This window comes from Pseudomonas sp. TE3-3-F2023 (assembly GCF_036784815.1).
GTDB lineage: Bacteria > Pseudomonadota > Gammaproteobacteria > Pseudomonadales > Pseudomonadaceae > Aquipseudomonas > Aquipseudomonas pudica.
In genome coordinates, this window is the sequence record NZ_CP145113.1 from 3,563,083 (window position 1) to 3,577,511 (window position 14,429).

Consider the following 14,429-nt stretch of genomic DNA (forward strand, 5'->3'; position numbering starts at 1 on the left):
GATGCCGCTTATTTAATGCCGCTGGTCCGAACGCTTCGCATTAAACCGAATCCGCCGAAATGACCGAACTCCCAACAGGTGTACGGCAGGTAATGCCGTGCATTCCGAAGTCATACGAGGTTTAAGGCCATGGCCAACAAAGAGAACAGCCGCACCGGCAACCAGCAAGGCAGCCAGGGTGGCAACAAGAACCCGGGCAACTTTGCCAATGACCGCGAAAAAGCCTCCGAAGCTGGGCGCAAGGGCGGCCAGCAATCCGGAGGTGGCCGTACCAGCGAATCGGGCCGCAAGGGCGGCCGTTCGTAAGTGAGGCTGCGCAGTGCCCGGGTGATCGGGCACTGCGATTCTGCACAAGAGGAGAACCCCATGCGATTGATCCCTCTGATGGCGCTGGTGGGCACGCTTGGCTTGCTGGGTGGCTGTTTCGACCGGGACAACGACCACCCGGCAAAGGATGCCGACCAGAGCAAACCTTCGCTGCAGATGCAGCAACCCGGCGACAAACCTGCTTCCCAACCTGCGCCGGACCCTGAGCCGATGCCCGGCCAGAAACCCAGCCAATAAAACGCGGACAAGGACTACGGCATGACGGTAATGACCCGCAAGACCGGCGCGGTGATACCGGCTTCGGCAAATGGGCCAAGCCTGAAGGAGCGTTACCACAAGTTGCTCATGGGCCACGACACCACGAGCGCAGCGTGGCTGAGCGAACAACTGGCACGCGCGCAGCGTTTGCCGGATGACCTGCCTGCCGATCCTGCTCAGCTGGAGGCGTGGAGCGCTTGCCATGCAAGCCGGGTGGCCGAGGCCTATGCCAGTTACCTCGAGCAACGACGCCAAGGCGCACCGCGGCGCTATTTTGCCAACCGCGCCCAGGCGTTGTGGTTCCTGCAACAAGTGGCGCCCACCAAGGCAGTGGACGGGGCATGGCTGCACAGTACCTTGCGACATTGGGGCGATCCGCGTTATCACGGCCTGATTCGCACCTATCTGGAAGAATTGGGCGGCGGTGATCCGCGCTGTAACCATGTGCTGATCTACCAACGGCTGTTGAGCCGGCTGGGTTGCCTGGGTTTGCCTGAGCTGGACGACCAGCGTTACCTGCAAGGGGCCTTGCAGTTGGCATTGGGGCGCCACGGGGATGATTTTCTTCCCGAGGTGATCGGCTACAACCTGGGCTATGAACAACCACCGTTGCATCTGCTGATTACCACCTACGAACTGGCGGAAATGGGCATCGATGGCCATTATTTCCAGCTTCACGTGACCATCGACAACGCGGCCAGCGGGCATGCGCATCTGTCCATCCAGGCGCTGCGCCAACTTTGCCCTTCTAACGACGCTGGCCAGTTCTACCAGCGTGTGCGCAGCGGGTACCGGTTGAACGACCTTGCGCTTGATACCCCCAGCCTGATCAGCAGCTTCGATCTTGAATCCGAGTTGTTGTCGGCACTGGAGCACAAGCGCAATTTTGGCCAGTTCATGCATTCCGATCATTGCCGCTTGCAAAAGCGCACCATCAACCAATGGCTGGCCGAGCCCGGCGCCATGCCCGCGTTTGTGCAGGCGCTGCAGGCACAGGGCTGGATCCGCCGCGGTGAAGCTCTTGCCAACAGCCGCTGGTGGGCGCTCATCGACGGTCCCTCGGCACCGATGTATGGGGTGTTCACCGCCTATGAAAAACAACTCTGGCACGACTGGATTGCGGCAGGTTGGCAAGGCCGGGGGCGCCGCGTGCTGCCTGGCAGCTGGGAGGTGCAAGTGCAAGCGGATGATGCGCTCGCAGCTCCTGCCCCGGACGCCGATATCGAGAGCTTGATCGACACGATGTCCGGTAACCGCCATGCAACACCGGAAGGCTTGCTGGCCACTCGGCGCTACTTGCGTGCCACCGGCCTTGTTCAGGAGATGACCCGCTGATGCTGCTCGATCCGCAACAGATACAGGCCGACCAGGCAATGCTGCAATTGGGCAGGCGCCTGCTCGCCGACGGCTACCGCTTCACCTGCGTCACCCCGGCAACCCATGCTCGCGTGAATGCGCGCCCGGATGCCGGGCAGGCCCGGACAGTGCGCGATGTGTTTGGCTGGAACCGTCCGTTCCGTTCATCATTGGTTTCTGCCGATGAGCTGGATCAGATGCGGCAGGCCCAGGTCCTCGAGGAGCACGGTGATTTGTTGATCAGCAGCGTACGCTGGTCCACGCTCGACGACCTGCTGCTGGTGCACTCTGCGTACCCAACCCAACAGGCCGACACGGTATTTTTCGGCCCCGACAGTTACCGTTTCGCCCAGGTCATCCAGGATTACCTGCAACGTACCCCCAAGCGCGTCGAGCATGCGGTGGACATCGGTTGCGGCACGGGTGTCGGCGCCTTGCTGATTGCCAGGGCGGTTCCCCATGCCCAGGTCAGCGCCGTGGATATCAACCCTCTCGCGCTGCGTTACACCGCGATCAACGCGGCATTGGCGGGCCTGAGCAATGTCTCCGTGGAACCTAGTGACCTGCTCGGCGGCATTACCGGCCTGTTCGACCTTATCGTTGCCAACCCGCCATACATGCTCGATGCCAGCGAACGTACCTATCGGCATGGCGGCGGTTCGCTCGGCGCGCAGCTTTCGCTGCGGATCGTCGAACAAGCCTGCGAGCGGCTCGGCCCAGGAGGCTCGCTACTGCTGTATACCGGAGTGGCGATAGTCGAAGGCCGAGACGCCTTGCTCGAAGCCATCCGCCTGCGCCTGGCAGGCCCGGAATGGTCCTGGGTGTATCGGGAAATCGACCCGGACGTGTTCGGCGAGCAACTGAGCGAACCCGGTTACGAGCAGGTCGAGCGCATCGCCGCGGTGGTGCTCACAGTTACCCGCAACAGCTGAGGCAGCATGGCCCGACCCTGCACGTTCGGCATCGAGGAAGAATACCTGCTGGTGAACCTGGACACAGGCCAGGTGCCAGCCACGCCTTCGCCAGCTGTGTTCGAGCGTTGCCAGAAAGCCTTGGGCCAGCATTTTGCCCAGGAAATGTTCCGCAGCCAGATCGAGGTGGCCTCGCCGGTGTTCGCAAACCTGTTCGAGGCACGCGAGTTCTTCCAGCACAGCCGCCAGCGGCTCAGCACCGTGCTGGCCGAAGAGGGCATGGGCCTGTACGGTGCGGCAAGCCACCCCAACGGCGCCTGGCTGCGGCAGAAACCTGCCACCCCGGCGCATTACCAGCAACTGTTCGCTGACTACCGGCAGGTGGCTCGGCGCAGCCTGCTCAACGGCCTGCATGTACACGTGGGTGTACCGCCAGGTTGCGACCGCATGCAAGTGATCAACCGTGTATTGGGCTGGTTGCCCTTGTTGCTGGTGCTGAGTACGTCATCCCCGCTGTGGGAAGGCCAGTGCACCGGCTACATGAGCTATCGTCGGGTTATTTGCGGGGAGTGGCCGCACATGGGCTTGCCCGAGCCTTTGCCGGACTGGGCCGCCTACGAGCGCTACCGCGCATTGCTGCAACGCACAGGGTCGCTGGCCGCAGATGGCGACTTCTGGTGGGCGATCCGGCCTTCGCGGCGCTTCCCGACGGTCGAACTGCGCATCTGCGATGGCTGCCCACGGCTGGAGGATGCGCTGTGCATCGCCGCGCTGTTTCGCCACCTGGTCGAGCACAGCATCATGTATCGGCATGACCCGGCAGCCTGCAACCGCGAGCTGCGCTGGATCACCCAGGAAAACTACTGGCGCGCCATGCGCCATGGGCGCCGGGGCGAGTTCATTGGCCTGCATGAGCAACAGCCCGTCACGGCCGAAGGGTGGTTGGCCCAGTTGCTGGAGCAGGTACCGATCGACACCGCAGACGCCGAACGCGCCTTCCAGCATGCACAACGCTTGCTGCGCGACGGCACCCATGCCGACCAGCAATTGCGATGCCTGGCCGAGGCCAGCGCTGCCGGCTTGGGCAAGGCGCAGGCGTTAAGGGCCGTGGTGGCCGCCGGGGCTTGCAATTAGCCAGGGTTGGCCGAAAATGGCCGCGCCTTTTGCAGCCACCCGGAACCACCAGCGCCATGATGCTGATCAAGCAATTCCCCGACATTTCCCTGGACGACACGTTGTTTGTCTTCGCCCTCGAAGCCGAGGCCGGCGGTGTATTCGCTGACGTCAACACCGTGTTCACCGGCATCGGCAAGGTCAATGCCGCCATCGCCCTGACCAAGGCCATTGTCGCGCGCCGGCCCAGGCTGATCGTCAACCTCGGCTCGGCCGGCAGCCAGCGCCATGGCAAGGGCGAAGTGGTGTGCTGCACCCGCTTCGTGCAGCGCGACATGGACGTGACCCCGCTGGGCTTCGCTCGCTACCAGACGCCTCTGTCGGACATCCCGGTGGTGTTGGAGCATGGGGCGCAGATCCCCGGCCTGGCCCTGGAGACCTGTGGCAGTGGCGACAGCTTCGAGATCAACCATGGCGATGCACCTTATGACGTGGTCGACATGGAAGCCTACGTGCTGGCCCTGATCGCACGCGACGAAGGCATCCCGTTCGTGTGCCTGAAGTACATTTCCGATGACGCCGGCAGTGACGCGGCGCAGGACTGGGCGGTGCAGGTGCACATGGCGGCCGAGGCTTTCAGGCGGGTGCTGTTCAGCCAGGACTGAGTGCTGGCAGGCGCTGATACTTGCCTTGGCCTGATATTCGGTCCTTTGAACTCAGGCAGAGAGCACTAGTCTTAATAAGTGGGAATATTTCCCACGCAAAGAGGCTGACTGGCTCTGAAGGATCGTGCGAAAACCGAAGCTGCTCGCTGATACTGCAGATCTATGGCCGCGCCGGTTGGCTGTCCGCTCCATGGGCGGTTGCGAACTCATTGGTCATTGCGTTCGATACGGAGATGACGACGCAACTCCAAGCGGAGGTGCATCATGTTGCTCAAGAAATGTTTGTTGGCGTTGGCAATTGGTGGCGTCCTGTCGGCATCGACCGTCCTGGTGCCCGACTACGTCGCTAGTTTCTCCAGCGTGTATGCCAAAGACGGTGGCAGCGGCGGCGGTGGTGGTCACGGCGGCAGCGGCGGTGGTTCCGGAGGTGGCGGTGGTCACGGCGGTGGCAGCGGTGGTTCTGGAGGCGGCGGTGGTCACGGCGGTGGCAGCGGTGGTTCTGGAGGCGGTGGCGGTCACGGTGGTGGCAGCGGAAGCGGAGGCAGTGGTCACGGAGGAGACGGCGGTGGCGGTCATGGCGGCCATGGCGGTCATGGCGGCCCGGGTGCCGGCGATGGTGACCATGGTGGCATGGCCGGCAGAGGCCCGGGCGATGCGCATGACAACGACAACGATGCGGCAGATGCCGCCAGGGACGCAGCCCGAGACGATGCTGATGCGGCCAGAGACGCTGCGAGGGCTGAGGCGGATGCAGCCCGGGATGCGGCAAAAGCCACTGCAGATGCGGCCAGAGACGCTGCCAGAGCCGAGGCGGATGCAGCCCGCGACGCTGCAAGAGCTGCTGGCGTAGCTGGCGCAGATGAAGCCAGAGACGCTGCCAGGGACGCGGCAGATGCTGCCCGCGACGCAGCCAGAGATGAAGCTGATGCAGCCAGAGATGCTGCCAGGGCTACGGCAGATGCCGCCAGGGACGAAGCCAAAGTTGCTGCCAATACAGCCAGAGACTCTGCACGGGCTGATGTGGACGACACACCAGACGCGCCAGACGCCCCAGATGCAGCGGATGTCGACGCTGTCGAGGTACGGAACTAGTCGCTTTGAGTGACGTATTGACCGCTGGTCGGTGTATGGGCCAGTTGGAAAAAACCATCGATGGCGGTTTACCTCGAAATCGGTAGAGCGGCCTTCGCGGGCAGGCCCGCTCCCACAGGACTACCACCAGCTTCAATACCTGTGGGGGCGTGCAAGCCCGCGATTGGGCCAATACCGGTCTCACCAGAGGAGTGGCCCCATGCCCAGCAAACCCCACGACCAGTTCAGCATGCAGAACCCGCTGACCCAGTACCCGCACCCGCCGTTCCCGGCCCAAGGCCAGCCAGCACCGGGGCTGGACGCCAACATGCACCCCGAGCCAGACCATGGCGAAACCACCTACAAGGGCTTTGGCCGGCTGGCAGGGCGCAAGGCGCTGATCACCGGTGCCGATTCGGGCATCGGCCGGGCCGTGGCCATCGCCTTCGCCCGAGAGGGCGCCGACATTGCCCTCAATTACCTGCCTATCGAACAACCCGACGCCCGCGAAGTCATCAAGCTGATCGAAGCAGAAGGCCGCAAGGTGGTGGCTATTGCCGGTGACCTTAAGGATGAGCAGTTCTGCAAGGAGCTGGTCGATCAGGCCCACGAGCAGCTCGGTGGCCTGGACATCCTGGTCAACGTCGCCGGCAAGCAGGAAGCGCGCAAGGACATCAGCCAGGTCAGCCACGAGCAGTTCGACCACACCTTGAAAACCAACGTCTACGCGCTGTTCTGGCTGTGCCAGGCGGCCGTGCCGCTGATGCCGGCGGGGGCGACCATCATCAACACCGCCTCGATCCAGTCCTATCAGCCTTCAGCCACCTTGCTCGACTATGCCACCACCAAGGCCGCGATCGTCGCCTTCACCAAGGCCTTGGCCAAGCAGGTGATCGAGCGCGGTATCCGGGTCAATGCCGTGGCCCCTGGCCCCATCTGGACCGTGCTGCAGCCCAGCGGCGGTCAACCACCAGAGAAAATCCCCGACTTCGGCGCGCATACACCGATGAAGCGACCGGGGCAGCCCGCCGAATGTGCGCCGGTTTATGTGTTGCTGGCCAGCCAGGAATCCAGCTACATCACCGGCGAGGTGTTTGGCGTGACGGGTGGCAACCCGCTGCCGTAGGGCGGGGCGGCTAAACCTTCGCCGCCCGTTGCAGTCGATTCAGGTATTGGCAGGCAACCCTGGGAGCAGCTTCATGGCTAGGGCAATCTGGAAAGGCGCCATCAGTTTCGGCCTCGTGCACATCCCCGTGGCCCTCAATACCGCGGTGCGCACCGAGCGGGTCGATTTCGACTGGCTCGACAAGCGCAGCATGGAGCCGGTCGGCTACAAGCGGGTGAACAAGGTCACCGGCAAGGAAATCGACAAGGACAACATCGTCAAGGGCGTCGAGTTCGAGAAGGGCCGCTACGTGGTGATCAGCGAGGAGGAAATCCGCAAGGCCCGCCCCGAGGCGACCCAGACGATCGATATCTTTTCCTTCGTCGAAGCTGGCGAGATCCCGCTGCAGCACTTCGACACGCCGTACTACCTAACCCCCGACCGACGTGGCGGCAAGGTATACGCCTTGCTGCGCGAAACCCTGGCGAAAACCGGCAAGGTGGCGCTGGCCACGGTGGTGCTGCACACCCGTCAGCACCTGGCGTTGTTGCGGCCACTGGACGACGCGTTGGTGATGATCACCCTGCGCTGGCCGGAGGAGGTGCGCAGGCTGGAAACATTGGAACTGGACAGCAGCGTCACCGAGGCCAAGGTGGACAAGCGCGAACTGGACATGGCCAAGCGCCTGGTGGAAGACATGAGCGGCCCTTGGAAGCCGGCGGATTACCACGATGCCTTCCGCCAGACCATCATGGACCTGGTGGAGGAGAAGGCCAGCAAAGGCAAGATCGAGACAGTGGAGAAGGGCGAGGCGACGGAAGCAGGGAAAAGCGCGGACATCCTCGACCTCACCGAACTGCTCAAGCGCAGCCTAGGTGGCAAGAAGCCTGCGAAGAAGACACGCAAGGCTTCGTGAAAGGAATCGTCACCGCAAGCCAGCTTGCATGGAACTGTACATAACGCGGGCCCCTGTGGGAGCGGCCTTGTGTCGCGAAAGGGCCGCAACGCGGCCCCAGGATTGATGCGCAACAGTAAAAATTGCTGGGGCTGCTTTGCAGCCCTTTCGCGACACAAGGCCGCTCCCACAGGGATCGCGCCAACTTTTAGAATTTGAGCAAGACTGTTGCTCCCACAGGGTACGCGCCGCTTGCGAACCAGGATCAGACCTGTGTCTGCAACCCCACCAGATAATCGCCAAACCCTTCACGGGCGCGGCTGTCGCGTCGGCTGCTGGTAGCCACGCTGTGCCTGGCGGTCCATACGATGTGCGCACCACTGGCCTCCAGGGCGCTGACCAGTTGCACATCCTCATGCGCCGCCAGTGGCTGGAAGCCGCCTACGCGGTGGTAGGCATCGGTACATACCCCCAGATTGGCCCCGTGCACGTGACGATGCCCCTCACGCGCCTGGTAACGGCTGTGGTACAGCTTGCGCAAGGCGGCTGTCTGCCAGGGTTGCCAGTGCTCGACATGCACCGTGCCGCATACGACCTCGGCATCACAGGCCAGTTGAGAAAGCAGCCAATGTTCCGGCACACGGCTGTCGGCATCGGTGAACGCCAGCCATTTCGCGCCGCGCTCGACCATGTATGCCGCGCCCACCCGGCGGGCAAAGCCTACATTGCCGGCATCCACCGCCAGCATCTGTACACCGAAGCGCCTTGCCACGGCGGCACTGCCATCACTGCAGCGGTCCAGTACCACCAGTATCTCGACCCGATGCCCCGACTGCCGAGCCTGAAGGGCGGCAGCCTGCATTGCGCGCAGACACCGCCCCAGGTGTCGGGCCTCGTTGTGCGCCGGAATGACCACCCCAATCATGGGCAGGTCTCGTCCAGGTCGACCACGCTGGGCTGAGCGGACCAGTACTCCAGTACGAAGTCCGCCTCGTCATGCTGGAACTGCAGATACAGCGGAAGGTGCCGCGCCAGCATACGGTGCACTTCACGCCCGTCCTGCGGGCAGCCGGCGATGGGATGCTTCCAGTGGCAGGCCAGCAGCCCGCCGTCGTAGGTCAGGCTGGCCACCGACTGTTCGATCACCTGCAACCATTCGGTCGGGTCCAGGTAGTAACCCACTTCGCTCAACACGATCAGGTCGAAATGCCCACGCGGCCAGTCCGCCGGCAGCCGCGCCAGCTCCACCGAGACATTGCTCAGCCCAGCCAAGCGTTCGCCGGCCAGCGCTACCGCAGTAGGGGCCAGGTCCTGGCACAACAGGTTGGCACAACGCTCGGCCAGCAAGGCGCTGAGCTCGCCATTGGCGCAAGCCGGTTCGAACACGCGCTGGTAGCACTGGCGCGGCAGGCTGGCCATGACCAGCTCGCGCTTGCGCTTTTCGTACCAGCGCGTGCGAAAGGCCCAAGGGTCTTCACTGCTGGCGTACAGGTCGGCGAAATACTGTGGGTCGAGGCTCATGACAACTCCATTTACAGGAACACCAGTTCGAAAGGTTGCAGCAGGCAATCCAGCAAGTTCGGCGGCAGTACGGGCGGGCGCTGGCCATCCGGTTCCAGCTGGCTGACATGGGCGGCCAGGGCCTTGCGCTTGCGGGCCAGGCTGGCCTCGTCCAGCTGGATGCGGTGAGCCCTTGGCCAAGGCAGGCGCGGGTCGTCCGGTCGCGCCCAGTGCCAGGCCCACACGGGTACCTCCAGGCATTGCACCTTGCGCACCCGTGCTGCCTGTGCCGCAGCCCGGCCCACTGCCTCGTGGTCACAGTGGCCATCGCCGCTCCAGGTTGCCATCAGCAGGTCGTCAGGCCGAAGCAACTGGCTCAGGTGGTTGAGCAGAAATGCCTCGTCACGTGGCAACGCGCCATCCTTGAGGTGAAGCCGCCGCCAGTCCAGGCGGCCGAGGTCGAGGTCAAGCTGTTGCAGCGCATGGCGGCTCTCCAGCGGCCTTTGCCGGCGCAGGCGGTGCTCGCTCCAGTGGGTCGAGCCTGGGTGGCTGGCTTCACCATCGGTGGCGGAGATCAGCACCAGGTCGTCTTCCCGGCCATGAAAGCCCGCCAACAGCCCACCGGCCATGAGGATCTCGTCATCGGGGTGCGGAGCCAGCAGTACCAGGCGACGGCCCGGCGGGCACAGCTGCTGCGGAGTGACCCAGGTGGCCCTGGCCAGGTGCGCAGCCTGCTGCCAGGCCGCCCACGGCGTACCGCTGTTCGCCTGGATCAGGTTCTCGCTCATAGCTGCCAGACTCCCGCCGGCTGTTGTGCCAACTGCTCACCGAGCGCCGCCAGGTCGCGCTCGGCGTGGCTCTGGCGCAGGAACACCGGCAAGTCCGCGCTCAGCCGGGCAAAGTGGTTGTCGCGGCAGAAAGGCGTAGCGCCCAGCGCCCGGCCAACGTGGTGGATCACCTGTTCCACCGCCTGTTCCACCTGGGCGCGGGTGCGCCGCACTTCGAAGCTGGCGTCTGCGCCTGGTTGGTGGTCGATCCACGCCGCGCATTCGCGCAGTGCCGCCCTGGCGCCGTACAAGGCGGCATCGACCGCACCCAGGTGAGCATCGGCGTGTGGGTCGGGGCGGGGGTTGCGGCAGTGTTCACGCAGGTAGTCGGCCAAGGCTTCGGCGGCGCCGTACCAGCAGGCCGCAATGCCGGCACCGCCATGCCAGAACCCAGGGCGTGACAGGTATTGCCCGGGGCGGCCAATGGCGATGCCAGGTGTTTGGTTGAATTCGACTTCGACACTGGCGGTGGTGGCCATGCCAATGGCCTGCCAGCGGTCTATGGCAAGGCCCTGGCTGGGATGGGACAGTTCGATGGCCACCAGCTGGGGCTGGTCGTGCTGGTCCCAGGCCGTGACCAGCGCCCGGTCGATCTGCAGTGCGCCCGAGCACCAGGCCTTGCGCCCCTCCAGGCGTACCTGGTCGCCATCACGGGCCACGATGCGGGCGCGGGCATCCGGCGGTTCGGCGGCCCACACGCCCCATATACCCTCGGCGGCGTGGTGTGCAGCCGCGCATTCGGCAAGGATCGCCAACGCGTCCGTGTGGCCCTCGTACAACTTGGCCAAGGCCAGGTCACAGCCTGCCACCCGGGCCAGTGTTTGCCAACGCCGTAGCGTGTTGCCCTGACCGGGCAGGGGCAGGAGGTCGAGGTGGTCGGCTTGCAGTGCCTGGATCAGTTGCGGCAACTGGGTATCCAGGTTGAGCGGTTGCTGCCGCTCGCCGAAGGCACGCAGCAGGCGGTCGAGGTTGGTCAGGTCAAAATCCTGGACGATGCTCATGGGCTCGGCTCCTTGGTGAGGCTCTGCGGGCGCAGCGCTGCAGGCAAGCCGTCATCAGGCCAGCCCCAGCTGCTTGCGCATGGCCACGGTGATCGATTGCCTTGTCTTGCCATACTCCGCCCACGGGTCGTCCGCATCGCCCAGGCGCTCAAGCACGTTGCCGATGTTCCACTGGTTGGCGCCCTTGAGCTGCGGCAGTTCCTCGCGCCAGATCGGCACGGATACAGGCAGGCCTTCGCGGGCGCGCAGGGTATACGCGCAGGCGGTGGTAGCACCCTTGCCGTTACGCAGATAGTCGATGAAAATGCGCCCGATTCGGTTCTTGGGCCCGGACACGGCACTGAGCCTGTCCGGGAACAGCCTGGCCAGGTAATCGACGATGCCGTGGCTGAACGCCTTGACCTCATCCCAGCTGGCCCGCCGGGTCAGGGGCACGACCAGGTGCATGCCTTTGCCGCCACTGGTCTTGATAAACACCTTCAGCCCCAGTTCATCCAGCAAGGTCAGGGCCAGTTGGGTGGCTTCGAGCATGGCCTTCCACGGCAGTGCCGGGTCCGGGTCCAGGTCGAGGACGAAGCGGTCGGGCTTGTCGAAGTCCTTGTCGGTAGCGTTCCAGGTGTGCAGCTCGAGCATGTTCATCTGCACGGCACCCAGCAGGGTGTCGGCGCGGTTGATGACCATCGCCGCCTGGCCGGCCTCGGCCTTGTCGTAGCTGAGCACGTTGGGCAGATGCAGCTGGCCGGCGTTCTTCTGGAAGAACAGCTCCCCGGCCAGGCCGTCCGGCGCGCGCACCAGCGCCACCGGGCGATCCTTGAGCTGGGGCAGGATCCACTGGCTGACTGCGGCATAGTACTCGGCGACCTCTCGTTTGGTTACGCCACTGGTGGGGTCAATCACCCGCTCGGGGTGAGTCAGGCGAAGTTCGCCCAAGGGCTCGGGGGCCTTGGCCTGGTTGCGCTTGGGCAGGGTCTTGGCGGGCATGCGGCGCTCCAGGTCGATGGCAGTAGCCGGTTTGTCATCGCGCAGGCCGTGGAACACCGAATGGCGCACGATGCCGTCACGGGTCATCTGGGCGTAGGCGACTTCGGCCAGCAGTTGCGGTTCAAGCCAGTGCACGCCTCGGGCTTCGGCCCCGGTGGGCGGGTTGGGTAGGGCCGGCCTGGCGATTTCCAACGGTTTCAGCCGGGCATGGATGCTGGCCAGAGTGGTGGCACTGAAGCCGGTACCGACCTTGCCGGCATAGCGCAACTCGCCGCTGTCGTGGTCGTGCAAGGCCAGCAGCAGGGCGCCGAAACCGCTGCGGCTGCCTTTGGGGTCGGTGTAGCCGACGATCACGAACTCTTGGCGCTGCTTGCACTTGAGCTTGATCCAGTCGGGGCTGCGGCGGCCGCTGTAGGGGCTGTCGACACGCTTGCCGATCAGGCCTTCGAGTTGCAGCCGGCAGGCGCTGTCGAGCAGGGATTCGACGGGCTGGTCAAAGTCGGCGGAGTACTTGAGTACATCCGACTCGTTGTGTTCCAGCAAACGCTGCAAGGTGGTGCGTCTGTCCTGCAGCGGTAACTGCCGCAAGTCCTGGCCGCCCAGGAAGGGCAGGTCGAACAGGTAATAGGTGATGTGTTCGTCGTGCTCGGTGTCGAAAGCGTTCTGCAGCGCCTGGAAGTCCGCCGCGCCATCTTCGCCAGCAACCACCACCTCGCCATCGAGCCAGCCCGAATCGATGCCCAGCGCACGCAAGGCGGCAACCTGCCTGGGCATCTTGCCGCTCCAGTCATGGCCGTTGCGGGTGAACAGGCGCACGTCATCACCGTCGATGCGGGCAAGGATGCGGTAACCGTCGAATTTGACCTCGTAGCGCCAGTCGCCACTGGGCGGGGAGTCGACCAAGGTCGCCAGTTGTGGCTGCAGCTGCGCAGGCAAAGGCAGCTTCCGGCCTTTGCTGGCAGTTTTGCGACGCGGCGCGGCGGCCTTTTTGGCTGCCGGCTTGCGTGGCACCAGCGTGCGGTCGCTGAGCACGCTGTCGGGCAGGGCGTCGACGATGCTGTAGTCGGCTTCGCTACGCGCCTGGCCGTCATGCGACTTGACCAGCATCCACTGCTCCTTCTTGCCGGCCAGGTGAGTACGGAACAGGTTCCATACACCGCTGAGCTTTTCGCCTTGCAGGCGAAAACGCAGCTTGCCCTTGGCATAGGCCTCATGCGCATCCCCTTCAGGCTCCCAGATGCCTCGGTCCCACACGATCACGTCGCCTGCGCCGTAGTGGCCTTCGGGGATATGGCCTTCGAAGTCGGCGTAGTCCAGCGGGTGGTCCTCCACGTGCACGGCCAGGCGGCGCACCTTGGGGTCCAGCGACGGCCCTTTGGGGATGGCCCAGCTTTTCAGCGTGCCATCGAGCTCCAGGCGGAAGTCGTAGTGCAGGTGGCTGGCGTCGTGCTTCTGGATGCAGAACTGCAGCGCATGGGCACGTTTGCCACGGCTGCGCTTGCCGCTGGGCTCGGGCGTGGCATTGAAGTCGCGCTTGCGCGCATATTCCTGCAGGGGCTTGGCCATGACGGGCTCCGGGCGGTTCGCAGTCTCTAATCTGGGAGGCAACAGCCCGAGCGGTAGTTCAAAAAAACTCTGAATCTTCCAGCAGCAGGTGCAGTCGACCGAATGAAGCCACCAGACGGAGAACGCACATGGCCCGAGCAGATGAACCGAAGCCATATACCCCCACTGAAATCGACGACACCGAAGACCGCATGGGTAGCGTGCATGAACTGGACTTCGACGAGCGCCTGGATGAACGCGAGGGGCGTGTGGGTGACGAGCGACCGGCCGCGGACGTGGCACGCGAGTTCCCACCGCGACGCGTGGCCGAAAGCGGCATGACCGGCGGCGAGGCGTTGAGCGATAGCCTGCACGAGGACAACGTCACCTACGACGACCTGAGCCCGGACACCCTGCTGGACGAAACCGGCGCCCGCGACCCGCACGAACCGGGCGGCAGCGGCGGCCCTGCAGACAAGACCCTGAGGCGGGTCGAAGCCAATGAGATTGGCGGCGGCATAGGCCTGGACGAAGCCGAACTGGCCCGTTCCGCGCCGCTGGATGGCGAACCGTGGACCGATGACGTGATCGATGACGAGGAGAGCAAGCCATGAACGAGGTACGTTGTGCCTGTGCTCATTGTTCCTGCACCGTGGATGCCAATGCCTTGCAACTAGAAGGCAAGGTATATTGCTGCGAGGCCTGTGCCAGCGGGCATCGCAATGGCGAGCCGTGCCGGATGCGTGATTGCCACTGTGGTGAAAAGACTGGGGAAAGCGCGGTGGACAATGCGCTGGACGAGACCTTCCCGGCGAGTGACCCGATTTCGCCCTGATGCCAGACCCTACCTGCGGCCAGAACATCATTGGATGCG

At 64.3% G+C, this 14,429-nt stretch carries 16 protein-coding genes; 11 read left to right on the top strand and 5 right to left on the bottom strand.

All coding sequences use genetic code 11. The annotated features are described in order from the left end of the window. The first annotated feature begins 129 nt into the window (after positions 1-129). From V3314_RS16010 to V3314_RS16050, 9 genes are all read left to right on the top strand, one after another. A complete protein-coding gene (locus V3314_RS16010) occupies positions 130-306 on the top strand; it encodes a KGG domain-containing protein (RefSeq protein WP_003259933.1) in 177 nt (58 codons plus the stop codon). Positions 307-366: 60 nt separating this feature from the next. Next, positions 367-564, top strand: a complete 198-nt coding sequence (locus tag V3314_RS16015; protein WP_338459258.1) for a hypothetical protein — start codon at positions 367-369, stop codon at positions 562-564. Between the two features lie 21 nt (positions 565-585). Continuing rightward, on the top strand, positions 586-1,920 hold the full coding sequence (locus tag V3314_RS16020) for an iron-containing redox enzyme family protein (RefSeq protein WP_338459260.1): 1,335 nt from the start codon (positions 586-588) through the stop codon (positions 1,918-1,920). Continuing rightward, complete coding sequence (locus tag V3314_RS16025; protein WP_338459261.1) at positions 1,920-2,873, top strand: class I SAM-dependent methyltransferase; 954 nt, start codon at positions 1,920-1,922, stop codon at positions 2,871-2,873. The genes V3314_RS16020 and V3314_RS16025 overlap by 1 nt, the downstream gene beginning before the upstream one ends. A gap of 6 nt (positions 2,874-2,879) precedes the next feature. Then, positions 2,880-3,986: a carboxylate-amine ligase gene (locus V3314_RS16030; protein WP_046614179.1), complete on the top strand. Its 1,107-nt coding sequence runs from the start codon at positions 2,880-2,882 to the stop codon at positions 3,984-3,986. Positions 3,987-4,042: 56 nt separating this feature from the next. Beyond that, entirely contained in the window at positions 4,043-4,630 is a 588-nt protein-coding gene (locus V3314_RS16035; protein WP_338459263.1) for a nucleosidase, read from the top strand. A gap of 364 nt (positions 4,631-4,994) precedes the next feature. Beyond that, positions 4,995-5,480, top strand: a complete 486-nt coding sequence (locus V3314_RS16040) for a hypothetical protein (RefSeq protein WP_338459265.1) — start codon at positions 4,995-4,997, stop codon at positions 5,478-5,480. Between the two features lie 441 nt (positions 5,481-5,921). Then, a complete protein-coding gene (locus tag V3314_RS16045) occupies positions 5,922-6,827 on the top strand; it encodes an SDR family oxidoreductase (RefSeq protein WP_046614176.1) in 906 nt (301 codons plus the stop codon). A 73-nt stretch (positions 6,828-6,900) separates the two neighbouring features. Further along, on the top strand, positions 6,901-7,722 hold the full coding sequence (locus tag V3314_RS16050) for a Ku protein (RefSeq protein ID WP_338459267.1): 822 nt from the start codon (positions 6,901-6,903) through the stop codon (positions 7,720-7,722). Positions 7,723-7,966: 244 nt separating this feature from the next. On the opposite strand, the gene V3314_RS16055 is transcribed toward V3314_RS16050, so the two are convergent. Genes V3314_RS16055 through ligD form a run of 5 tightly spaced genes read right to left on the bottom strand, consistent with a single transcriptional unit; the run spans position 7,967 to position 13,576 of the window. Beyond that, a complete protein-coding gene (locus tag V3314_RS16055; RefSeq protein ID WP_046614174.1) occupies positions 7,967-8,626 on the bottom strand; it encodes a glycosyltransferase in 660 nt (219 codons plus the stop codon). Continuing rightward, complete coding sequence (locus tag V3314_RS16060; protein ID WP_046614173.1) at positions 8,623-9,222, bottom strand: SAM-dependent methyltransferase; 600 nt, start codon at positions 9,220-9,222, stop codon at positions 8,623-8,625. The genes V3314_RS16055 and V3314_RS16060 overlap by 4 nt, the downstream gene beginning before the upstream one ends. Before the next feature lie 11 nt (positions 9,223-9,233). After that, the gene (locus tag V3314_RS16065) at positions 9,234-9,989 is read right to left on the bottom strand and encodes a PIG-L family deacetylase (RefSeq protein WP_046614172.1); all 756 of its coding nucleotides are present in this window, start codon (positions 9,987-9,989) and stop codon (positions 9,234-9,236) included. Further along, entirely contained in the window at positions 9,986-11,029 is a 1,044-nt protein-coding gene (locus tag V3314_RS16070; protein ID WP_046614171.1) for an acyl-CoA dehydrogenase family protein, read from the bottom strand. Before V3314_RS16070 ends, V3314_RS16065 begins: the two co-directional genes overlap by 4 nt. A gap of 54 nt (positions 11,030-11,083) precedes the next feature. Continuing rightward, positions 11,084-13,576, bottom strand: coding sequence for a DNA ligase D (gene ligD, locus V3314_RS16075; protein WP_046614170.1), 2,493 nt, complete (start codon positions 13,574-13,576; stop codon positions 11,084-11,086). Between the two features lie 128 nt (positions 13,577-13,704). On the opposite strand from ligD, the gene V3314_RS16080 reads away from it, so the two are divergent. Further along, a complete protein-coding gene (locus tag V3314_RS16080; protein WP_046614169.1) occupies positions 13,705-14,169 on the top strand; it encodes a hypothetical protein in 465 nt (154 codons plus the stop codon). Further along, on the top strand, positions 14,166-14,390 hold the full coding sequence (locus tag V3314_RS16085; RefSeq protein ID WP_135001916.1) for a metallothionein: 225 nt from the start codon (positions 14,166-14,168) through the stop codon (positions 14,388-14,390). The genes V3314_RS16080 and V3314_RS16085 overlap by 4 nt, the downstream gene beginning before the upstream one ends. Positions 14,391-14,429 lie beyond the last annotated feature (39 nt).